Genomic DNA, 22,605 nt, shown 5'->3' on the forward strand with positions numbered 1-22,605 from the left:
CCGCATGGGAGAGGGAATAATAATAACCCTCCCCTACAAAATACGTCTGGAGACTCTGTGATGAATAACGATATTTGTCAGCAGATAGAGAATAGTGCGCACTACAGGGAGCTCGTCAAAAAACGGCAACGGTTTGCCTTTATCCTTTCCATCATTATGCTGATTATCTATGTCGGCTTTATTCTCCTGATCGCCTTTGCTCCCGGCTGGCTCGGTACCCCGCTCCACCCGGGAACCAGCGTGACGCGCGGCATTCCCATCGGCATTGGTGTCATTATCATTTCGTTCCTGCTGACCGGCGTCTATGTATGGCGCGCTAACGGGGAGTTCGACCGACTCAACAAGGCCGTTCTGCGCGAGGTAAAAGCATCATGAAACGTCTTCTGACGGCGCTTGCCGCCACGCTTCCTTTTGCTGCGAATGCAGCCGATGCTATCTCCGGTGCGGTACAGCGCCAGCCAACAAACTGGCAGGCGATCATTATGTTCCTGATCTTCGTGGTCCTGACGCTTTACATCACCTACTGGGCCTCGAAGCGCGTCCGCTCGCGTAATGATTACTATACCGCTGGCGGCAATATCACTGGCTTCCAGAACGGGCTGGCGATTGCGGGTGATTTTATGTCCGCCGCCTCGTTCCTCGGCATCTCGGCGCTGGTCTATACCTCTGGCTACGATGGGCTGATCTACTCTCTCGGCTTCCTCGTCGGCTGGCCAATTATTCTGTTTTTGATCGCCGAACGTTTGCGTAATCTCGGACGCTTTACCTTTGCCGACGTCGCCTCCTACCGTCTGAAGCAGGGGCCGATCCGCATTCTCTCCGCCTGCGGCTCGCTGGTGGTTGTCGCGCTCTATCTGATTGCCCAGATGGTCGGCGCAGGCAAGCTGATCCAGCTGCTGTTTGGCCTCAACTACCACATTGCGGTAGTGCTGGTGGGCGTGCTGATGGTGATGTACGTGCTGTTCGGCGGTATGCTGGCCACGACCTGGGTACAGATCATCAAGGCGGTGCTGCTGCTGTTCGGGGCCAGCTTTATGGCCTTTATGGTGATGAAGCACGTCGGCTTTAGCTTCAATAATCTGTTCAGCGAGGCGATGGCGGTACATCCGAAGGGGGCGGCTATCATGAGTCCTGGCGGGCTGGTGAAGGATCCGATCTCGGCCCTCTCCCTTGGTCTCGGCCTGATGTTTGGTACCGCCGGGCTGCCGCACATCCTGATGCGCTTCTTTACCGTCAGCGACGCACGCGAGGCACGGAAGAGCGTCTTCTACGCCACCGGGTTTATGGGCTACTTCTACATCCTGACCTTTATTATCGGCTTTGGCGCGATCATGCTGGTCGGAGCCAACCCGGCGTTTAAAGATGCGGCAGGCGCGCTGATCGGCGGCAACAACATGGCGGCGGTGCATCTGGCTAATGCAGTAGGCGGGAACCTCTTCCTGGGCTTCATCTCTGCCGTGGCCTTTGCCACTATTCTGGCCGTGGTTGCCGGGCTGACGCTGGCAGGGGCATCGGCGGTATCGCACGATCTCTATGCTAACGTCTTCCGCAAAGGTGCCTCCGAGCGCGACGAGCTAAGAGTGTCGAAAATTACCGTGCTGGCCCTTGGGGTCGTCGCCATCCTGCTTGGCATTCTGTTTGAGAACCAGAACATCGCCTTTATGGTGGGACTGGCCTTCTCTATTGCTGCCAGCTGCAACTTCCCTATCATCCTGCTCTCTATGTACTGGTCGAAGCTCACCACCCGTGGGGCTATGATCGGCGGCTGGCTGGGGCTGTTAACGGCGATAGTGCTGATGGTGCTTGGCCCGACGATCTGGGTACAGATCCTTGGCCATGAGAAGGCGATCTTCCCGTACGAGTACCCGGCGCTCTTCTCTATCGCCGTGGCGTTTATCGGTATCTGGGTCTTCTCCGCCACCGATAACTCACCAGAGGGTAATCTGGAGCGTGAGAAATTCCGTGCCCAGTTTATCCGCTCGCAAACCGGGCTGGGTATCGATCAGGGTCGCGCACATTAATGCCCCCCTCCCCGGCCATTCTGGCCGGGGATCACAGTTCTCGTCTTACAGCCGCGATACAGTATCTCAATCTATTTGAAACGTTGTTTTAATGCGAGAGGATACGATGAAGCGATATGCCCTTGTCGGAACCGGTGGTCGGGCCGGACTGTACATCTCTGCTATTGGCGGTCAGTGGCGCGAAACGGCGCAGCTGGTGGCCTTCTGCGATACCAACCAGACGCGGATGGACTACGCGAATCAGCTGTTACAGAGCAGCGATAGCGAGCCGGTATCCACCTGGAAAGCAGAGCAGTTTGCCGAGATGATCCGCGAAACACGTCCTGACACGATTATTGTCACTACCATGGACCGCACCCACGATGACTATATCGTGCGGGCGCTGCGGGCCGGGTGCGACGTCATTACCGAAAAGCCGATGACCATTGATGAGCAGCGCGCCCTGCGTATCCTTGACGCTATCGAAGAGACGGGCCGCAGCGTGCGCGTGGCCTTTAACTACCGCTACGCGCCACACCACAGCAAGATACGCGAGCTGCTGATGAACGGTACGATTGGCGAGGTCTACTCCGTCCATTTTGAGTGGCTGCTCAACACCGAACACGGCGCGGACTACTTCCGCCGCTGGCACCGGGAGAAGCGCAACAGCGGTGGCCTGCTGGTGCATAAGTCGACTCACCACTTTGACCTGATGAACTTCTGGTTGGGGAGCTATCCCGAGCGCGTCTACGCTGAGGGCGGGCTGCGCTTCTACGGTAAAGAGAATGCCGAGCGGCGCGGCGTCACGCAGTTCTATCCCCGCGCCCACGGCTATGAGCAGGCGAAAGCGGATCCCTTTGCATTACAGATGGCCGACAACCCGCAGCTGAAAGCGCTCTACCTCGACGCCGAGCATGAGGATAACTACTTCCGCGACCAGAGCGTATTTAGCGACGGAATTACCATCGAAGACACCCTGTCGGTGCTGGTGAAGTATCAGAACCAGGTGCAGCTCACCTACTCCCTGAATGCCTACCTACCCTGGGAGGGACTGAACGTGGTGTTTAACGGCAGCGCGGGACGGCTGGAGATGAAGCTGGTGGAGAAATCCTACGTTAACGCCGGCGGTGCACGCGAGAACGAAGGTAGCCTGGAAGGGTGCGACATTACGGTCTTTCCGATGTTTGCCGCGCCGTGGAAGGCGGAGTTCACCGTTGGCGAAGGCGGCCACGGCGGTGGCGATAATGCCATGCTGGCGGATCTGTTCGGCGAACCGGGGGACGATCCCCTCAAGCGCGCCGCCGATCACCGGGCGGGCGCGATGTCGATCCTCACCGGCATTGCCGGGAATATCTCCATGCAGCAGCAGCGCCCGGTTAACTTCCGCGAATTTGAGCTGGTCGCCCGATTGAAGTAAAGCCCACGCCGCTGGTCAGAACATGACTCTGGCGACCAGCGGCGCAATCAGCACCATCACCACCCCGGAAAGCATCATTACCAGGCTGGCAACAACGCCCTCCTGCTGGCCCAGCTCGTAGGATCGCGCCGTCCCCGCCCCGTGCGAGGCCGCGCCAAACCCGGCCCCTTTCGCCATGCCTTCGCGGATGGCAAGGCGCAGAAACAGCATATCCCCTACTGCCATCCCGAAGACGCCCGTGACCACCACAAACAGCGCCACCAGATCCGGCTGGCCTCCCAGCGGCCCGGCCGCTGCCAGCGCAAAGGGCGTGGTGACCGAACGCACCGCCAGGCTGCGCTGGATCTCATCCGGCAGGGTAAACAGACGTGCCAGCCATACCGAGCTGGTCACCGCCACTACCGTCGCGGTGACTGTCCCGGCGGTAAGCGACATCCAGTGACGCTTGATCATCGGCAGGTTGTCATAGACCGGCACCGCAAAGGCGATGGTTGCCGGACCGAGCAGCCATAGCAGCCAGTGCGCCTCGCCCATGTAGTTCTGGTAGGAGATATGACCGAACACCAGCATCACTACCAGCACAATCGGCGTGCAGACCAGCGGCATCAGGGGCAGCGTGCGAAAGCGGCGATAGAGCCTTTTATTGGCAAAGTAGATGAGTAGCGTGACGCCCAGGCAGAGCAGACCCATGTGAAAGTCAGTCATGGCCGCTGCCTGCGAAGTTCGTAGCGGTAGACCTTATCCACCACCCAGGCCGTTGCCCCGAGAACCATCAGCGTGCTCAGGGCGATGACGGCAAAAATACGCCAGCCGTCGATCAGCAGCAGCTGGGCGTAATTCACCACCGCCACCACCGCAGGCACAAAAAAGAGCAGCATCTCTGCCAGCAGCCAGCTTGCTCCGGCCCGCACCCATTTCAGGGGAACGATGCGGCACGTCACCAGCGCGAGCAGAATGACCATGCCTACCAGGTTAGCAGGCAGCGGCAGGCTGAGCCATTGCACCAGATACTGGGCCATAACAAAGAGACCGGCATAGAGCAGCACCTGCAGCGGAATTTGCAGCCGGCGCAGGAGAGCAGGCGTAACACGGCTTAACGCCACGTCCATTAGGGTATGTCCATGAGATGTGATCGAAGACACAGTATAGAGAGCCACTACAGCGGGTTGAAATGAATTAAACTCATCGCATGCATAGTCTTCCGGAATAATAGTTTTCCGGAATAACAGTTGAAAGGAATAGCCATGGATATCAGAACGCTGCGCTATTTTGTGGAAGTCGTGCGTCAGCAGAGTTTCACCCGCGCAGCGGAGCGGCTGTTCGTTACCCAGCCCACAATCAGCAAGATGTTAAAAAACCTGGAGGACGAGCTAAACACGACCCTGCTGATCCGCGATGGACGCAGGCTGCTGCTCACCGATACCGGCCGGGTGGTGTTTGAACGTGGTCAGGCCATCCTTGCTGAGTTCCGCCAGTTGGAGGCCGAGCTGGACGATATTCAGCATCTTAACAAAGGGGTGCTGCGGCTGGGCATACCGCCGATGGTGGGCATGCTGATGGCCGGGCCGATCGGCCTGTTTCGTCAGCGTCATCCCGGCGTGGAGCTGAAAATCGCCGAGTTTGGTGGTTTAACGGTCCAGCAGGCGGTAATGAACGGCGAACTGGATCTGGCGATGACGGCGCTGCCGGTAGAGGAGGAGAGCGCCCTGACTACCCTCCCCCTATTCAGTCATCCGCTGTGCGTGCTGGTTCCCCGATCCGGCGACTGGATGAAGTGCGAGGCGGTCTCCCCCGAGATGCTGGCCGACCATCCGCTGCTGATCTACAACGAGGATTTTGCCCTCAGCCAGCAGCTAATGCAGCTCTTCAACCGCCATGATGTGAAGCCGCGCATCGCCGTACGCAGCGGCCAGTGGGATTTTCTTGCCGCAATGGTGCAGGCGGGAGTGGGGATTGCGATTTTGCCGGAGCCGATTTGCCAGCGGCTGGACAAGCAGACATTGCGCTGGATCCCTTTGCAGAGTGATTTGCAGTGGCAGTTGGGAATGATCTGGCGGGAGGGGATCTATCTGTCGCACAGTGCCCAGGCGTGGCTGGCGTGCTGCGAGGGGTTTTGGCTACCGCCAGAGTAAAAAAACGCCGGGTGGCGGCTTCGCCTGACCCGGCCTACGGTTATTTATTCTCTATCAGCAGTGCTTCCAGCAGGTCGAGATCGTGCAGCAGCTTCTGCATCGTCTCGTTACTGATCTGTCGCGTGGCCCGCAGGTGATACAGTTCGGCGCGCTCGGAGCGCAGCGCGGCCAGACGGAAGCGACGCTCAAGGTTCTCCTCCTGCATCGAGCCCTCGGCGTTGTTACGCCCGTCAGCCCGGCGGCGCAGGTTACCGATCACCCGCGAACTAACCTCGGTCAGCAGCTGGTTATCGATATTCTCTTCGCTATTAGCCGCCAGACGCTCCTGCATCTTCTGGATCGCCACAATCGCCACATCGGCAGTGACCGAACGCGCCAGCCGCTCCTCTTTCGCCTGCTGAACATGATCCCCAATCTCCATATGCTGAAGCAGGATCGGCAGCATCACCACACCGACAAACAGCGAGAAGAGGATCACGCCGGCAGCGAGGAACACCAGCTCGTAGCGGGCCGGGAAGACGTTACCGTCCGGCAGCAGCAGCGGGATAGAGAGCACGCCCGCGAGGGTAATAGCCCCGCGCACCCCAGCGAAAGAGGCGATCAGCAGCTCACGGGTACTCCAGGAGCCGAACTCCATCGGCTTCCTGGTTAAGAAGCGCTGACTGAATTTTTTCATTGTCCACAGCCAGCCGAAACGCACCAGCATCAGCGCGGCATAGATCAGCACGATGTCGGTAAACAGCATCCAGGTTGCGACGTTGGGGTCGGCCTCGGCGGCCACCAGCGAGGATTCGAGGATCCCCGGCAGTTGCAGGCCCAGCAGCAGGAACACCATGCCGTTAAACACAAACTCCAGCATCGACCAGGTGCTGTTGGCCCGCAGGCGCATCGCCAGCGGCGCGCGGCGCATTACCCCGGAGCGGGTGATGGTCATCCCTGCCGCCACGGCGGCCAGAATGCCCGAGAAGCCAATGTGTTCCGCAATCAGGTAGGAGGCAAACGGCAGCAGGAACAGCAGCACGATCTGCGTCGCTGGCTCATCGCCGCCCCAGCGGCTGAGGAAGCGCAGCGAGCGGCCATATAGCCAGCTCACGATGAAGCCCGCCAGGATACCGCCCACCGCCACCTTAAGGAACTCTACCGAGGCCCCGCCGACGGTAAACACCATCGTGCCCATCGCCACCGCGACGGCAAACTTCAGCGAAACCAGGCCGGAGGCGTCGTTCATTAACGCCTCGCCCTGCAGAATGCCCATGATTTTTTTCGGGATGCGTCCTTCCCCGACGATGCCGGAGAGCGCCACGGCGTCGGTCGGAGAGAGCACGGCTGCCAGCGCTAAGGCCGGCACCAGCGGAATACCCGGTACGATCCAGTAGATAAGGAAGCCAATGCCGACCACGGTGACCAGCACCAGCGCCAGCGCGAGACCAAGGATCTCCCGCCCGTGTTCGAGGAACTCCCGCGTCGGCGTTTTCCAGCCGTCGGCGAACAGCAGCGGTGGAATGAACAGCACCAGAAACAGCTCGGGATCGAACTCAACGTGCAGGCCAAACGTCGGCAGCGCCAGCATTGCGCCGATGGCAATCTGCATCAGCGGCAGCGGGATCTGGAACGGTAAAACGCGCGTGATAACGCCGGAGAGAGAGACCACAAGGGTCATGATGAGAATGGTAAAGAAGATTTCCATGCGTTCCCTGTTTGCGATGTTTTTTATATCGAGAGGTGACGAATGATGACGAGGCATCATGCCTCTCATAATAGAACATGCAGGCTAACGCAAAGGAAACAAGATGTGCCTTAAAAAACAAAAATGGGCGGCCAGAGCCACCCATTTTAAGGCACAGAGGGACTTAGATTGCCCAGCCGCCCGCGTAGAAGGCCACCAGCGCAATGGCAATCACCACCGTGCCGATATTCAGACGACGCCATTCGCCAGAGACGATGCGGCCAATCACCAGCGAGGCGAAGCCGATCATGATGCCGGTAACGATGTTACAGGTCAGCACGATAAAGACAGCGGTGATCAGACCGGCCATCGCATCAACAAAATCGGCAAAGTCGATTTTAGCCACGTTGCTCAGCATCAGCAGGCCAACGTACATCAGCGCCGGCGCCGTGGCGTAGGCTGGAACCAGGTAGGAGAGCGGGGAGAGGAACAGGATCAGCAGGAACAGCACACCAACGGTAATGGCCGTCAGCCCGGTTTTACCGCCCGCTGCCGTACCGGCCGCCGATTCGATATAGACCGCTGCCGGGGCTGCACCCACCAGGCCGGAGAAGACGCTGCTCAGGGAGTCGGTGGTCAGCGCTTTGCCGCCATCGATAATCTGGCCGTCTTTATCCAGCAGGTTTGCCTGGCCGGCTACCGCGCGGATAGTCCCGGTGGCATCGAACACCGCCGTCATCACCAGCGCCAGCACGCTTGGCAGCACCAGCGGGTTCAGCGCGCCAACGATGTCCAGGCTACCGATCAGCGAGTTGCCTTGATCGTCGCTCAGCGACGGCATCGCAAAAATGCCGGAGAAGTGTACGGTCGGATCGAAAAGCAGACCCACAATCGACACGCCAATGATGGTCAGCAGGATACCGCCCGGCACCTTCAGCTTCTCCAGGCCGATAATCACGGCCAGACCAATCAGAGACATCATCACCGGGAAGCTGTCGAAGTTGCCCAGCGCCACCGGCAGCCCTTCAATCGGGTTTTTCACCACCAGGCCAACGCCGTTGGCGGCGATCAGCAGCAGGAACAGGCCGATACCGATCCCAGTGCCATGCGCCACGCCCTGCGGCAGGTTGCGCAGGATCCAGCTACGAATGCCGGTAGCGGAGATCACGGTAAACAGGACGCCCATCAGGAACACTGCGCCAAGGGCGACCGGGACGCTAATTTGCTGGCCCAGCACCAGGCTGAAGGCGGTAAAAGCGGTCAGTGAGATGGCACAGCCAATGGCCAGCGGCAGGTTTGCCCACAGCCCCATGACGATAGAGCCCACACCGGCCACCAGACAGGTAGCAACGAACACCGCGGCGGGTGGGAAACCCGCTTTTCCTAACATGCCTGGAACGACGATCACGGAGTAGACCATCGCGAGGAAGGTGGTTAACCCGGCGACGACTTCCTGACGGACAGTGCTGCCACGAGCAGAAATTTTAAACCAGGCGTCAAGCGAACCGCCGGTACGCGCTGAAGGCGTAGACATAGAAAACATCCCCTGAAGAGTTTTATTTTTCGTTGTTTAGCGTGGTGGACAATCCACTGCCCGTTAAACGTCATCGTTCCGAAACAGGTTGTGACTAAGCAGAGCCACAAAAAGCAAACGTTTAACTCCGCGCAAACAAAACGGCTGTAAAAAAGGCAAACGATTATCTAGCGTTCCCAGGGGGCATTTCAACTTAACTTTATCGGTTTTTACTAAATTTCCCTTATGACGGCGAAAAACCAGGCAGCGGATGCGCAAACGTTATCGTCTATGCGCAACCTGGCAACATTTTTGACCAGGCCCGCACTCCTCTCTCTTCATCCATCGTTTTTTAACATGCTCACGCGCCGGGAAGATCGAAAGGGCCGCCCTGGGCGATGGCGCGCTGCCACGCCGGACGATTTTCAACCCGCGTTTTCCACGCCTGCAGGTTGGGCAGATGGTCGACGCCGCTGCGTGCCAGCAGGGCAAATACCGGGAAGCTCATCTGAATATCCGCCATGCTGGGCTGCTCGCCGGTAAACCACGGCTGGCTGCCGAGCTGCGACTCAATGTAGCGCGCATGGGTTTCAAGCTGCTTGTTGAGCCAGGCTTTTTGCACGCCCTCCCCCAGCGCTTTGCCCAGGGTACGCAGCCCAAAGGGCACCGGCGGTTTGCCGAGGCTGCCAAACACCAGCTTCATGAGCAGAAGGGGCATCAACGATCCTTCGGCATAGTGCAGCCAGAAGCGGTACTGGAGCTTCTGTTGCGTATCCGTTGGCTTGAGCTGACCGCGGGTATCATAGGTTTCCTGCAAATGTTCGAGGATCGCGCCGGATTCGGCGACGATGGTGCCGTTATCATCCAGCACCGGTGATTTCCCCAGCGGATGCACTCTCTTTAGCGCCTCGGGTGCCATCATGGTTTTTTCGCGCTGGTAGCGCACAATTTGGTAGGGCAGACCCAGCTCTTCCAGGGCCCAAAGAACGCGCTGGGAACGCGACTGATTAAGATGATGTACAGTGATCACGGTTGTCTCCTGCTATCGATATGAGATAAGGCCTTGTCAGGCTTGCCCTTGCCTCCCCTAACTATAGAAAATTGCGCATGATCCGCAGAAAATTTCGGCATAACAGGCGGGCTTATCTCTGGCAATCTCGGTCTGGTGACATAGACTAAAAGTGTCAATACAAACCGGAACCTCAACAACGCGTTCGAGCGAGGGGTGTTGATGTCGGGGGAAACCCTCCTGTAAAAGAGCGGGATAGAGCGAAAGACAAAGACCGGAAATAACTAAAGCGCCCTTGTGGCGCTTTAGTTTTATTTATCGTTCGCCTCATCTTCTAACAGACGGGCCCCGGTTCCCTGCTCTCCCAGCCGGTCGCCTGGGTTACGCAGCGGACAGTCGCTGCGCGACAGACAGCCACAGCCGATACAGCCATTAAGATCGTCCCGTAGCGCCTCAAGCGTATGAATACGTCTGTCCAGCTCCTCCCGCCACTGAGAAGAGAGTTGCTCCCACGTTTTGGCATTCAGCGTATGGCCCGCGGGCAGCACGCTCAGCGCTTCGCCGATGGTCGCCAGAGGGATACCGATGCGCTGGGCAATCTTGATGATGGCCACATAGCGCAGCACGTCACGGGTATAGCGCCGCTGGTTGCCCTCATTACGGACGCTTTTAATCAAGCCTTTACTCTCATAAAAGTGCAGAGCCGAGACGGCGACCCCGCTACGCCTCGCCACCTCGCCAGGGGTCAGCATCGCTTTTATGCGCGGCAATTTCTTTTCCATAAAGCTCTTTACCTCAAGTTAACTTGAGGAATTATACTCCGCTTCAGACCAAACGACGACTTCAGCACTGAAAAAGAGGCAGCAGTATGTCCCATCAGCAAATTATTCAAACGCTTATTGAATGGATTGATGAACATATCGACCAACCCCTGAACATTGATGTAGTGGCGCAGAAATCCGGATACTCCAAATGGTATTTGCAGCGGATGTTTCGTGCGGTGACTCACCAGACGCTGGGGGATTATATCCGTCAGCGGCGGCTGGTAATGGCGGCAGAGGCGCTACGCACGACGCAGCGGCCAATCTTTGATATTGCGATGGAGCTGGGGTACGTCTCGCAGCAGACCTTTTCCCGCGTGTTCCGTCGGGAGTTTGACCGCACGCCGAGCGATTACCGGCATCAGATGTAGCGCAGGCAAATCAGCGCAGCGACTGCCGGGTCCACGCCATAAAGTCCTGCGGCGACAGGGCCTTTGCGAAGTACCAGCCCTGGCAATACTGCACGCCACGCTTTAATAGCCAGGTCACCTGCTCTGAGGTTTCCACACCTTCGGCAATGATCTTGAGGCGTAAGCTTTGTGCCATCTCAATGATGTGTTCCGCAATCAGATGGCTGGTACTGTTGGTGGTCAGGGTATCGATAAAGGATTTATCGATTTTCAGAATATCGACGTTCAGCGAATATAAATTGTGCAGGTTGGAATAACCGGTACCAAAATCATCAATCGCCACCTCATATCCCGCCTGACGAAACGCCTGGATAACCGGCGTTGTTTTCGGCACATCGATAAATCCACGCTCGGTAACTTCAATTTTAATTTGCTGAGCCTTGACGGCATGCTGTTGGGCTTTATCAGAAATTAAAGCAATCAGGCGAGAGGAGTGGAAGTCCGAAGCGGATAGGTTAATTGAGATATACAGCTGCGGATTTTCTGATAAGAAACGGCCTAAATCAGCGAAGACTTCCTCAACCGCATAATCGGTTACCCGTTCAATGAGCCCCTCTTTTTCGGCTAGCGGTATGAATTCCGCCGGGCTCATCACCTGCCCTTCAAAACCAGGCCAGCGTAACAGCGCTTCGGCCCCCACGCACTGGCCGGTTTTAATATCAATAATTGGTTGATAATTGAGCCGCAGCTGGCGTTTTAGCAAGGCGCGATGCAATAGACGGCGCGGCGAATTAATTTCCTGGTGGGTTCGGGACCACATTAGCAAAATAATGATGCTGCAAATCATCCCCAGCGGCAGGGTGAGCGTCGCCTGGTGATAGAGAAACTGGAAATAGCGATCGCTGGAGGTGGAGACAATAATCGCTATGGGGCGCTTTTCAGAGTTGGCGATGGTATAGAAACGCCCGGCATGCTGAAAGGTAAAATCGTTATTCTGTATCAAACCTGCCAGTACCCGGGCATCTGCCGTTGGGCTCACCGAGAAGAACGCCTTGGTTATCGTGTCATACAGGCCGTAGGCCAGCGAGGGGTCATCCGACATGACTTCGCTATAGGCCAGCGGATTGACTACTATCGCATAATGACCGCGCTGCATATAGACCATCTTATAGCCAGCATAAAACGGCGTGTCACGATAATAGTAGTTGGAGATATCCGGAGAACGCGTATATTCCGCTGCGGGAATAATATAGGGTTCGGCGGGCGCCAGTGAGGTGGAACATAAAAAACGATTGCCGTTGGCGTATATTATATCAGCAACGTAGAGCTGCCCGCGGATAATATTGAGCATATTATAGCGATGCGCTGGCGAACAGATCCGGCCTTTAAATTTCTCTGCTTCGCTGCGAGCGCTATCAACCTGCTGAATAACCAGCTCGGTTTTATCCAGTGCAAGTTGCGCAAATGAACGCAGCTGTATGCCGGTCTCTTTAACGGCACGGATGTGAGCAAACCATAGCGCCAGCATCACAGGCAGCAAAACTACCATGATGATCCCGACAATCCTTAGCGCCTTGCGGCGTGCGCTATGATTCATTTCCGCCCTATATCCCTGCTTGATGTGTGCCTGCATTGTCGGCAGGAAGCTTTGATAAACAGGTGATTACGTTGCATGAATCATCAGACATTAGCAACCGACTTTTATCATTAATAACCTAATATTTGGTTATGACGATAATATTTGTCCGTAAGCCAAACTAAAAGTGTTCGCCCTGTTTATATTAAGGAAAATAATTATCCAGCTATCATTGCCGGTTTTTCGTTACGCCACAGGGGATCGCTGATTAAGCCAAACTGCCAGGGCAATAAAAAAGGATGCGCGCTGCGTCTATTTTTTCGTCTGTGGAAACACATGTTGAGCGAATAATGCCCGCACTTATTCCCGCACAATTTAAGTGGTTAAAGACCCTGCAAAAAGCGCACGCCGCGACTGGCTAATAAAAGAACAAATGTGATATAGTTCACATATATTGTGATACATCTGATGAAACAAAGTACAGAAAATGGCTACCTTTACCACCAGCGTTGTCCTGCTGCGCTGGCAGCTTATGAGCGCAATCCTGATGTTTTTAGCCAGCTCGCTGAACATCAAATTCCGTAAATCTGACTACATAGGGCTGGCGGTCGTCAGTAGCGGCCTCGGCGTAGTAGCGGCCTGCTGGTTCGCCACCGGGCTGCTCGGCATTACCCTGGTCGACGTGGCGACTATCTGGCACAACATCGAAAGCATAATGATTGAAGTCGCCAGCCACGCCCCGCCAGAGTGGCCCGTGGTCATGACCTGAGTAAAAAAACAAAAACCCCGACGCGTCGGGGTTTTTTTATGGTTTACGCGAGCTTAGCGCGCACTCAGAACGGAATGTCGTCATCAAAGTCCATCGGCGGCTCGTTGTTAGACGGTGCCGGAGTGGACTGCTGCGGACGCTGCTGTGCGCCGCCGCTGAACTGGTTCTGGTTGCCGCCCTGCGGCTGCTGAGGCTGACCCCAACCGCCCTGCTGGCCACCGCCCTGCTGACCGCCTGCCGGTGCACCGCCGCCCTGACGGCCGCCGAGCATCTGCATGGTGCCGCCCACGTTCACCACCACTTCAGTGGTGTATTTTTCCACGCCGGACTGATCGGTCCATTTGCGGGTACGCAGGGCACCTTCGATGTAAACCTGAGAACCTTTACGCAGATACTCACCGGCCACCTCGGCCAGTTTGCCAAACAGCACAACGCGGTGCCATTCGGTCTGCTCTTTCATCTCACCGGTCGCTTTATCACGCCAGGATTCGGAAGTAGCCAGCGTAATGTTGGCTACTGCGCCCCCATTCGGCATGTAGCGTACTTCCGGGTCCTGGCCCAGATTACCGACGAGAATCACCTTGTTTACGCCTCTGCTGGCCATGGTTGTGTCTCCTGAATACGTTTCTTAATCTCAATAGTGTAAGCGCGCGATTGTAACTTACCAAGCGACGCTTTGATACCTTGCGAGAAGGATTCCAGTAATCCGCCCGCCATGCGCTATTTTCGCACAAATGCGCCTGGGATGCATTCTTATACTGTATATCCATTCAGGTTTTTTTGTGTCATAATTAACCGTTTCAGTTCAGTTCGCCGGATGTCCTTCAAACATACCGAGCGCCGAGTCTCTTACCGGGAAAGGTGAATGGATAAGATAGAAGTACGGGGCGCGCGCACCCACAATCTCAAGAATATCAACCTCGTTATCCCACGCGACAAACTTATCGTCGTCACCGGGCTTTCAGGTTCAGGTAAATCATCTCTGGCTTTCGACACCCTCTATGCCGAAGGTCAGCGTCGCTACGTTGAATCGCTCTCCGCCTATGCGCGCCAGTTCCTGTCGTTAATGGAAAAGCCGGATGTCGATCATATCGAAGGGCTCTCGCCCGCGATCTCTATTGAGCAGAAGTCGACCTCGCATAACCCACGCTCTACCGTCGGGACCATTACCGAGATCCACGACTACCTGCGTCTGCTGTTTGCCCGCGTAGGCGAGCCGCGCTGCCCGGATCACAACGTGCCGCTGGATGCGCAGACCGTCAGCCAGATGGTGGATAACGTGCTATCGCAGCCGGAAGGCAAACGCCTGATGCTGCTCGCACCGATCATCAAAGAGCGTAAGGGTGAGCACACCAAGACGCTGGAGAACCTGGCAAGCCAGGGCTATATCCGTGCGCGTATCGATGGTGAAGTGTGCGACCTCTCGGATCCGCCGAGTCTTGAACTGCATAAAAAACATACTATTGAAGTGGTCATCGACCGCTTCAAGGTGCGGGACGATCTGACCCAGCGCCTGGCCGAGTCGTTTGAAACCGCGCTGGATCTCTCCGGCGGGACGGCGATTGTTGCCGATATGGACGATGAGAAGGTGGAAGAGCTGCTCTTCTCCGCTAACTTTGCCTGCCCGATCTGCGGCTACAGCATGAACGAGCTGGAACCGCGCATGTTCTCCTTCAACAACCCGGCCGGTGCCTGCCCGACCTGTGACGGGTTGGGCGTACAGCAGTATTTCGATCCAGACCGCGTGATCCAGAACCCGGAGCTGTCGCTGTCCGGCGGCGCGATCCGCGGCTGGGATCGCCGTAACTTCTACTACTTCCAGATGCTGCGCTCGCTGGCGGATCACTATAAGTTTGACGTTGATGATGCCTGGGAAAGCCTGAGCGCGTCGGTGCAAAAAGTGGTGCTGTTCGGCTCCGGTAAAGAGAGCATCGAATTCAAGTACATGAACGATCGCGGGGACACCTCCGTGCGCCGCCATCCGTTTGAAGGCGTTCTGCACAACATGGAGCGCCGTTACAAAGAGACCGAGTCCAGTGCGGTACGTGAAGAGCTGGCGAAGTTTATCAGCAACCGTCCGTGCGCCTCCTGTGACGGCACGCGCCTGCGTCGTGAAGCCCGCCACGTCTTCGTTGAGGACACGCCGCTGCCGGCGATCTCCGACATGAGCATCGGCCACGCAATGGACTTCTTCAACAACCTTAAGCTGGCAGGCCAGCGGGCGAAGATCGCCGAGAAGGTGCTGAAGGAGATTGGCGACCGTCTGAAGTTCCTGGTAAACGTCGGTCTCAACTACCTGACTCTCTCCCGCTCGGCGGAGACCCTCTCCGGGGGTGAAGCGCAGCGCATCCGTCTGGCAAGCCAGATCGGTGCCGGCCTGGTCGGGGTGATGTACGTGCTGGATGAGCCGTCCATCGGTCTGCACCAGCGCGACAACGAACGCCTGCTGGGCACGCTGATCCACCTGCGCGACCTCGGCAACACGGTGATTGTCGTTGAGCATGATGAGGACGCTATCCGCGCCGCCGACCACGTAATTGATATCGGTCCAGGCGCAGGCGTTCACGGCGGTCAGGTAGTGGCGGAAGGCCCGCTGGATGCCATCATGGCGGTACCGGAGTCGCTAACCGGCCAGTTCATGAGCGGCAAGCGGCAGATCTCCGTACCGAAAGATCGCGTACCTGCCGATCCGTCGAAGGTGCTGAAGCTCTCCGGCGCGCGCGGTAACAACCTGAAGGACGTTACGCTGACCCTGCCGGTAGGCCTGTTTACCTGCATCACCGGCGTCTCCGGCTCGGGTAAATCGACGCTGATCAACGATACGCTATTCCCGATTGCCCAGCGCCAGCTTAACGGTGCGACCATTGCCGAGCCGGCACCCTACCGTGAGGTTCAGGGCTTGGAGCACTTCGACAAGGTGATCGATATCGACCAAAGCCCAATTGGTCGTACTCCGCGCTCAAACCCGGCTACCTATACCGGCGTCTTTACGCCGGTACGTGAGCTGTTTGCCGGCGTGCCGGAATCACGCTCGCGCGGGTACACCCCGGGGCGTTTCAGCTTTAACGTGCGCGGCGGGCGCTGCGAGGCCTGTCAGGGCGACGGCGTGATCAAGGTCGAGATGCACTTCCTGCCGGATATCTATGTGCCGTGCGACCAGTGCAAAGGCAAACGCTATAACCGCGAAACGCTGGAGATCAAATACAAGGGCAAGAGCATCCATGAAGTGCTGGATATGACCATCGAAGAGGCGCGTGAGTTCTTTGATGCCGTTCCGGCGCTGGCGCGGAAGCTGCAAACCCTGATGGACGTGGGACTCTCCTACATCCGTCTCGGCCAGTCTGCCACCACGCTTTCGGGCGGTGAGGCGCAGCGCGTGAAGCTGGCGCGTGAGCTGTCAAAACGCGGTACAGGTCAGACGCTCTATATTCTGGACGAACCGACCACTGGCCTGCACTTTGCTGACATCCAGCAGCTGCTGGAAGTGCTCCACCAGCTGCGCGATCAGGGCAACACCATCGTCGTTATTGAACACAACCTCGACGTGATCAAAACGGCGGACTGGATTGTCGATCTCGGTCCGGAAGGGGGCAGCGGCGGCGGCGAGATCCTCGTCTCCGGTACGCCGGAAACGGTCGCAGAGTGCGAAGCCTCGCACACTGCCCGCTTCCTTAAACCGATGCTGAAATAGTTAGACGGAAAGCTGCTGCCTGACCGCGTCAGGCAGCGCTTCCACCGCCAGCTTGTAAGACGCATCTACCAGGTAGTAAATCTGCGAATCGGGCAGCGACCCATCAAGAAAAACCGTGCTCCAGTGCGCTTTGTTCAGACGCGCGCTTGGCCGTACATCTGCATTTTCGCTGCGCAGCAGCTCGGCCAGTTCCGGACTGGTTTTCAGCGACACCGCCGGGCGGTTATCAATGTCATGCACCATCGCAAACAGCACGTCTGCCACTTTGATCTGCGTAGCCTTCCAGTCACTGTGTACGCTCTGCTCCGCGCCTGGTTTACCCATGCAGTAGGGCAGCAGTTCCGAATTGATCATTTCTCTTCCCCTTGTAGTGTTGCGATGATTTTGCGTGACCCGCCGTGAATGCGGTGCTCTCCTAACCAGATACCCTGCCATGTCCCCAGCTGTACGCGGCCGTTTTGCACCGGTAGCAGCAGCGATACGCCAAGCGTCGAGGATTTAATATGGGAGGGCATATCGTCCGGCCCCTCAGCGTCGTGCTCGTAGCGGGCACTGTCCGGCACCGCCTGCAGAAAATGCTGCTCCATATCATGACGCACGGTGGGATCGCAGTTTTCATTCAGCGTGAGAGAGGCGGAGGTGTGCTGTAGCAAGAGGTGCAACAAACCCGTTTTGATGCGGTTAAGGGAAGGAAGCTGTTCCAGCACCTCGTCCGTCACCAGATGGAAACCGCGTGGCTTTGCGCCAAGCCTGAGAGTTTGTTGATACCACATAGCGTGCTCCAGAGTTATTTCACCTGATGCTAAGTGTGTAACACGTAGGGCAGAACAGCCAGAAAAGGAAGAAAATAAGGCAACCTGGCGATTGCCTTTTGCCGATCAATACTCAGAGTTGACGATGACCTCTTCGCCATATATTCCCGCCTGCGGCAGGGGCCGGTAGGTAGAGTTAGAGGCGCGCAGCACGCGAATGCCCCGTGCACCCACTTCACGAGCGGCGCGGATGTCGTTATCCGAGTCGCCGTAGAACATCTTAATGTGCTTATCCTGCAGCCACTGGGTTTTGGTGTTCTGGCCCGGCTGGTCACCGGCAAAGATCACCGGATTCATATTCGCAGCGGGGATTTGAAAATCATCCTGTAGCGTTTTTGACACGGTCTCGGTTTTGGTCTGGCTACGCCCGGTCACGAAATAGATCGCATCGCCACGTTTGACGTGCATAGCGATCAGCGTCCGCGCCACCTCTTTCGGAATGCTGAACGCATCCCAGCCGTTGTTCATCTTCTCCCAGAATTCAGGATTGTGCAGATACGCTTCGCTCTGCGGTGAAAAGGTCTCTTTGCCCCGCCAGAAGCCTGGGCTGGAGAAGAGCACGGTATCATCGATATCAAACCCAACGGCCATCGGCGGGCGGCCCTGGAGGCTATTTTCAATTTGCGCGACGGAGACCCAGTGAATGGGGGCTTGCTCAGCCAGTTTCGCAACGTTGGTTCCCGGATAGAGCGGCGAGGGAACGGAGGCGTGCGCGCTGGCAGCGCCTACGGTAAACAGCAGACAGAATGCACTGAGTGCGAGAGGCATTTTACGCATATTCATCCTTAAACGTGATAATCAGGCAGGATTTTCCCCGGCATTACACCGGGGAAGGCGCGTATTATGCCATCACAGCGGCAAAGGCCTGTGCGACGCGGTGCACATTACTGCTATTCAGGCCCGCCAGGCACATACGTCCGCTGGCAATCAGGTAGACACCAAACTCTTCACGCAGGCGGGTAACCTGCGCTGCGCTCAGCCCGGTATAGCTGAACATGCCGCGCTGCTGTAACAGATAGTCAAAATTATGCCCCGGCACCGCCTCGCGCAACACGTTCACCAGCTCATGGCGCATGGCAGAGATGCGCAGGCGCATCGCTTCAACTTCCGCCAGCCACTGGGCTTTCAGGGTTGCATCACCCAGCACGGTGGCCACCAGCTGCGCGCCAAAGTTTGGCGGACTGGAGTAGTTGCGGCGTACGGTGGCTTTCAGTTGCCCCAGCACGTGCCCGGCGGTGTCGGCATCGTCACAAATGATAGACAGGCCGCCGACGCGCTCGCCGTAGAGCGAGAAGATCTTCGAGAAGGAGTTGCTCACCAGCGCTGGCAGACCAGCATCGGCGATGGCGCGAATAGCGTAGGCATCCTCTTCCATGCCGGCGCCAAAGCCCTGATAGGCGATGTCGAGGAACGGGATCAGCTCGCGCGCTTTCAGCACCTCGATGACTGCGTCCCACTGAGGATTGGTCAGGTCAGCCCCGGTTGGGTTATGGCAGCACGGATGCAGCAGAACGATACTGCGGGCGGGTAGGGTTTGCAGTTTTTCCAGCAGGGCGTCAACGCGCACGCCGTTGGTTTCGCTATCAAACCACGGGTAAGTACTTACTTCGAATCCGGCCCCTTCAAAGATGGCGATGTGGTTTTCCCAGGTCGGATCGCTAACCCAGACGCCGGAGTCAGGGAAGTAGCGCTTCAGGAAATCGGCACCCACCTTCAGCGCGCCGGAGCCACCGAGCGTCTGGATAGTCGCAACGCGGTTCGCCTTCAGCACCGGATGTTCAGCACCAAACAGCAGCGGCGCGATGGTGTGACGATAGCCCGGCAGGCCTTCCATTGGCAGATAGAGCGATGCGCCATGCGGCTGGGCGTTCAGGCGCGCCTCCGCTTCGGCCACTGCCTGCAGCTGTGGGATCAGGCCGTCTTCGTTGTAGTACAGGCCGATGCTGAGGTTTACCTTATCGCTACGGGGATCTTCTTTGAAACGCTCCATCAGCGTCAGAATGGGGTCGCCAGCGTAGGCGTCAACGTTTTGAAACACGCGGTGGTTCTCCAGGTTTACAGGCGGGGTTTCAAACACAATAAACCGGAAGCGGATAGAGATCGAGGAGTTGTTAGCATTTGTAGGCCCGGCAAGCGCAGCGCCGCCGGGCGCAAACATTAATCTACATATTGCATCGCGACCCGAGACGTCAGTCGCGTAATAAGTTCGTAAGCACTTACTTTTGTAATCTCAGCGATGCGCTCTACCGGTAGCCCGTCGCCCCACATCACAACCGGATCGCCTGTACGCTCCTGGGCCTCTGGCCCAAGGTCAACGCAGATCATATCCATCGCCACGCGCCCGACGATAGGCACTTCGCGGCCGTTGATCAGCACCGGCGTACCGGACGGCGCGGCGCGGGGATAGCCATCGCCGTAGCCCATCGCCACCACGCCGAGACGCGTATCGCGCTCGCTGGTCCAGGTTCCGCCGTAGCCTACTGGCTCACCCGCACGGTGCGGACGCACGGCGATCAGCGTTGAAGTCAGGGACATGACCGGCTGAAAGCCAAAGTCAGCGCCCCAGGGCTTTTGATCCAGCGGCGAGACGCCATAAAGAATGATGCCAGGACGGACCCAGTCAAAATGGGCCTGCGGCCAGAGCAGAATGCCGCCGGAGGCCGCAATAGAGCGCAGGCCCGGCTTGCCTTCGGTGAAGGTGTTAAAGATATCCAGCTGCTGCTCGGTTGCACCACACTCTGGCTCATCGGCCCGGGCAAAGTGGCTAACGATATTCACCGGCTGGCGCACGTTTTTACAGGCGCAAAGACGCTGGTAGAACGCGCTGGCCTCTTCAGGGCGCACACCCAGCCGATGCATGCCGGTATCGAGCTTCATCCAGACGGTGATGGGTTCAGGCAGCGCCGCACTCTCCAGCGCCTCCAGCTGCTCAATATTGTGCACGGCGGTATGCAGCTTGTGCAGGGAGAGCGTAGAGAGATCGTCGGCAGAAAAGAACCCCTCCAGCAGCAGAATGGGCTGGGTAATGCCGCCCGCACGCAGGGTTAGGGCCTCTTCGAGACGGGCAACGCCAAAGGCGTCGGCGTCGGGGAGCGTTCGCGCGGTCTCCAGGAGACCGTGTCCATAAGCGTTCGCTTTCACCACTGCAACCAGTTTGCTGGCGGGAGCCAGCTCGCGCAGGCGTTGCAGATTGTGTCGCAGAGCGCGGCGGTTGACTACTACGGTTGCCGCTTGCATGTTAATCCTTCATTGATAGAAATATGAATCTCTTAAATCATTCGAGCTACAGGAAGGCAGCAAGCAAGTGAATCCCCAGGAGCTTACTGAAGTAAGTGACTGGGGTGAGCGAGCGCAGCTAACACACCTGTAGTTTGAAGGGTGACAGAGATTACTCATCGTCATACTGTGGTCCCGCATAGTTATCAAAGCGCGACCACTGCCCGTTAAAGGTCAGGCGTACCGTACCAATCGGGCCGTTACGCTGCTTACCAATAATAATTTCCGCGATGCCTTTCAGATCGCTGTTCTCGTGGTACACCTCATCACGGTAGATAAACATGATCAGGTCGGCATCCTGTTCGATAGAGCCGGATTCACGCAGGTCGGAGTTGACCGGGCGCTTATCGGCACGCTGCTCCAGGGAGCGGTTAAGCTGCGACAGGGCCACGACCGGCACCTGTAACTCTTTCGCCAGCGCCTTCAGCGAGCGGGAGATCTCCGCAATCTCCAGCGTACGGTTGTCGGAGAGCGACGGAACGCGCATCAGCTGCAGGTAGTCGATCATGATCATGCTCAGGCCGTCATGCTCGCGGAAAATCCGGCGGGCGCGGGAGCGCACCTCGGTCGGCGTCAGGCCAGAGGAGTCGTCGATATACATGTTACGCTTCTCGAGCAGAATACCCATGGTGCCGGAGATACGCGCCCAGTCCTCATCGTCAAGCTGGCCGGTACGGATGCGGGTCTGATCGACGCGGGAGAGCGACGCCAGCATACGCATCATGATCTGCTCGGCAGGCATCTCCAGGCTGAAGATCAGCACTGGCTTATCCTGCAGCATCGCGGCGTTTTCGCACAGGTTCATGGCGAAGGTGGTTTTACCCATCGACGGACGCGCCGCCACGATGATCAGATCCGAACGTTGCAGGCCCGCCGTTTTCTTATTCAGATCCTGATAGCCGGTATCAACGCCGGTAACGCCGTCGTGGGGCTGTTGAAACAGCTGCTCAATACGCGCAACGGTGGCCTCAAGGATCTGATCGATGCTTTTCGGCCCTTCGTCTTTATTGGCCCGGTTTTCGGCAATCTGGAAAACGCGGGACTCGGCGAGATCGAGCAGGTCTTCGCTGGTACGGCCCTGCGGATCAAAGCCCGCGGTGGCGATTTCGTTAGCCACCGAGATCATCTCGCGCACCACCGCACGTTCGCGGACGATGTCGGCATAGGCACTGATGTTCGCCGCGCTTGGCGTATTTTTCGATAGCTCTGCCAGATAGGCAAAACCGCCTACGCTGTCCAGCTGGCCCTGCTGCTCCAGCGACTCCGCCAGGGTGATCAGGTCGATGGGCTTGCTCATCTCCTGCAGGCGATGCATCTCAGTGAAAATATGCCGATGTGGACGGGTATAGAAATCTTCCGCTACAACGCGCTCGGCAACGTCGTCCCAGCGTTCGTTATCCAGCATTAAACCGCCCAACACCGACTGCTCCGCTTCGATTGAGTGTGGCGGCACTTTCATCCCCTCGACTTGCATGTCGCGGGGTTCAGTCTGTTTGTTGAAGGGTTTATTTCCTGCCATAGTGAATGGAGTACCGAGATAAATTGTGGGTCGAAACTTTATCATATTTTGGAT

21 protein-coding genes are annotated in these 22,605 nt (G+C 57.4%); 7 read left to right on the forward strand and 14 right to left on the reverse strand.

Annotation, left to right across the window (positions count from 1 at the left end):
* Positions 1 to 60: 60 nt before the first annotated feature.
* The 3 genes from WFN61_RS08975 (at position 61) to WFN61_RS08985 (ending at position 3,417) form a co-directional block, all read left to right on the forward strand.
* Positions 61 to 375 carry a DUF485 domain-containing protein gene (locus WFN61_RS08975; RefSeq protein WP_144816698.1) on the forward strand — a complete coding sequence of 105 codons (315 nt, stop codon included), beginning with the start codon at positions 61 to 63 and terminating at the stop codon, positions 373 to 375.
* Entirely contained in the window at positions 372 to 2,021 is a 1,650-nt protein-coding gene (gene actP, locus WFN61_RS08980; RefSeq protein WP_144816700.1) for a cation/acetate symporter ActP, read from the forward strand. The genes WFN61_RS08975 and actP overlap by 4 nt, the downstream gene beginning before the upstream one ends.
* Positions 2,022 to 2,127: 106 nt before the next feature.
* On the forward strand, positions 2,128 to 3,417 hold the full coding sequence (locus WFN61_RS08985) for a Gfo/Idh/MocA family protein (RefSeq protein ID WP_337038554.1): 1,290 nt from the start codon (positions 2,128 to 2,130) through the stop codon (positions 3,415 to 3,417).
* Positions 3,418 to 3,432: 15 nt separating this feature from the next.
* Here WFN61_RS08985 and WFN61_RS08990 read toward each other — a convergent pair whose 3' ends face one another.
* Both WFN61_RS08990 and WFN61_RS08995 read right to left on the reverse strand, forming a co-directional pair.
* Complete coding sequence (locus tag WFN61_RS08990) at positions 3,433 to 4,122, reverse strand: LrgB family protein (RefSeq protein ID WP_312633317.1); 690 nt, start codon at positions 4,120 to 4,122, stop codon at positions 3,433 to 3,435.
* Complete coding sequence (locus tag WFN61_RS08995; protein WP_144816708.1) at positions 4,119 to 4,526, reverse strand: CidA/LrgA family protein; 408 nt, start codon at positions 4,524 to 4,526, stop codon at positions 4,119 to 4,121. The genes WFN61_RS08990 and WFN61_RS08995 overlap by 4 nt, the downstream gene beginning before the upstream one ends.
* Positions 4,527 to 4,661: 135 nt before the next feature.
* On the opposite strand from WFN61_RS08995, the gene WFN61_RS09000 reads away from it, so the two are divergent.
* Complete coding sequence (locus WFN61_RS09000) at positions 4,662 to 5,549, forward strand: LysR family transcriptional regulator (RefSeq protein ID WP_144816710.1); 888 nt, start codon at positions 4,662 to 4,664, stop codon at positions 5,547 to 5,549.
* Positions 5,550 to 5,589: 40 nt separating this feature from the next.
* Here WFN61_RS09000 and WFN61_RS09005 read toward each other — a convergent pair whose 3' ends face one another.
* From WFN61_RS09005 to soxR, 4 genes are all read right to left on the reverse strand, one after another.
* The gene (locus tag WFN61_RS09005; RefSeq protein ID WP_337038555.1) at positions 5,590 to 7,236 is read right to left on the reverse strand and encodes a Na+/H+ antiporter; all 1,647 of its coding nucleotides are present in this window, start codon (positions 7,234 to 7,236) and stop codon (positions 5,590 to 5,592) included.
* Positions 7,237 to 7,399: 163 nt separating this feature from the next.
* Positions 7,400 to 8,749, reverse strand: a complete 1,350-nt coding sequence (locus WFN61_RS09010) for an NCS2 family permease (RefSeq protein WP_144816715.1) — start codon at positions 8,747 to 8,749, stop codon at positions 7,400 to 7,402.
* 340 nt (positions 8,750 to 9,089) lie between these two features.
* Complete coding sequence (locus tag WFN61_RS09015) at positions 9,090 to 9,758, reverse strand: glutathione S-transferase family protein (protein ID WP_337038556.1); 669 nt, start codon at positions 9,756 to 9,758, stop codon at positions 9,090 to 9,092.
* Between the two features lie 290 nt (positions 9,759 to 10,048).
* Positions 10,049 to 10,519: a redox-sensitive transcriptional activator SoxR gene (gene soxR, locus WFN61_RS09020; protein ID WP_144816721.1), complete on the reverse strand. Its 471-nt coding sequence runs from the start codon at positions 10,517 to 10,519 to the stop codon at positions 10,049 to 10,051.
* Between the two features lie 86 nt (positions 10,520 to 10,605).
* Here soxR and soxS point away from each other — a divergent pair, with 86 nt between their 5' ends.
* Positions 10,606 to 10,929, forward strand: a complete 324-nt coding sequence (soxS, locus tag WFN61_RS09025; protein WP_042388822.1) for a superoxide response transcriptional regulator SoxS — start codon at positions 10,606 to 10,608, stop codon at positions 10,927 to 10,929.
* Between the two features lie 10 nt (positions 10,930 to 10,939).
* Here the strand turns inward: soxS and WFN61_RS09030 are convergent, their stop codons facing one another.
* Entirely contained in the window at positions 10,940 to 12,505 is a 1,566-nt protein-coding gene (locus WFN61_RS09030) for an EAL domain-containing protein (RefSeq protein ID WP_257758622.1), read from the reverse strand.
* Positions 12,506 to 12,971: 466 nt separating this feature from the next.
* On the opposite strand from WFN61_RS09030, the gene WFN61_RS09035 reads away from it, so the two are divergent.
* Positions 12,972 to 13,253 carry a YjcB family protein gene (locus WFN61_RS09035; protein ID WP_144816725.1) on the forward strand — a complete coding sequence of 94 codons (282 nt, stop codon included), beginning with the start codon at positions 12,972 to 12,974 and terminating at the stop codon, positions 13,251 to 13,253.
* A 64-nt stretch (positions 13,254 to 13,317) separates the two neighbouring features.
* Here the strand turns inward: WFN61_RS09035 and ssb1 are convergent, their stop codons facing one another.
* Positions 13,318 to 13,857 (reverse strand): single-stranded DNA-binding protein SSB1, encoded by a 540-nt coding sequence (gene ssb1 / locus WFN61_RS09040; protein WP_144816727.1) that lies wholly within the window; start codon positions 13,855 to 13,857, stop codon positions 13,318 to 13,320.
* 261 nt (positions 13,858 to 14,118) lie between these two features.
* Between ssb1 and uvrA the strand changes: the two genes are divergently transcribed.
* Entirely contained in the window at positions 14,119 to 16,944 is a 2,826-nt protein-coding gene (gene uvrA, locus WFN61_RS09045) for an excinuclease ABC subunit UvrA (protein WP_337038557.1), read from the forward strand.
* Here uvrA and WFN61_RS09050 read toward each other — a convergent pair whose 3' ends face one another.
* The 6 genes from WFN61_RS09050 to dnaB all read right to left on the reverse strand — a co-directional run bounded on the left by WFN61_RS09050 (position 16,945) and on the right by dnaB (position 22,551).
* A complete protein-coding gene (locus tag WFN61_RS09050) occupies positions 16,945 to 17,298 on the reverse strand; it encodes an MmcQ/YjbR family DNA-binding protein (RefSeq protein WP_337038558.1) in 354 nt (117 codons plus the stop codon).
* Positions 17,295 to 17,717 carry a secondary thiamine-phosphate synthase enzyme YjbQ gene (locus WFN61_RS09055; RefSeq protein ID WP_144816734.1) on the reverse strand — a complete coding sequence of 141 codons (423 nt, stop codon included), beginning with the start codon at positions 17,715 to 17,717 and terminating at the stop codon, positions 17,295 to 17,297. Before WFN61_RS09055 ends, WFN61_RS09050 begins: the two co-directional genes overlap by 4 nt.
* 105 nt (positions 17,718 to 17,822) lie before the next feature.
* On the reverse strand, positions 17,823 to 18,533 hold the full coding sequence (gene aphA, locus WFN61_RS09060) for an acid phosphatase AphA (protein WP_337038559.1): 711 nt from the start codon (positions 18,531 to 18,533) through the stop codon (positions 17,823 to 17,825).
* 64 nt (positions 18,534 to 18,597) lie between these two features.
* The gene (gene tyrB, locus WFN61_RS09065) at positions 18,598 to 19,794 is read right to left on the reverse strand and encodes an aromatic amino acid transaminase (RefSeq protein ID WP_337038560.1); all 1,197 of its coding nucleotides are present in this window, start codon (positions 19,792 to 19,794) and stop codon (positions 18,598 to 18,600) included.
* 119 nt (positions 19,795 to 19,913) lie between these two features.
* Positions 19,914 to 20,993, reverse strand: a complete 1,080-nt coding sequence (gene alr, locus WFN61_RS09070; protein WP_257758626.1) for an alanine racemase — start codon at positions 20,991 to 20,993, stop codon at positions 19,914 to 19,916.
* 151 nt (positions 20,994 to 21,144) lie between these two features.
* Complete coding sequence (gene dnaB / locus WFN61_RS09075) at positions 21,145 to 22,551, reverse strand: replicative DNA helicase (RefSeq protein ID WP_042388864.1); 1,407 nt, start codon at positions 22,549 to 22,551, stop codon at positions 21,145 to 21,147.
* Between the last annotated feature and the right edge of the window lie 54 nt (positions 22,552 to 22,605).

Source organism: Pseudescherichia sp. AS216 (assembly GCF_037152055.1).
Taxonomy (GTDB): Bacteria; Pseudomonadota; Gammaproteobacteria; order Enterobacterales; family Enterobacteriaceae; genus Pseudescherichia.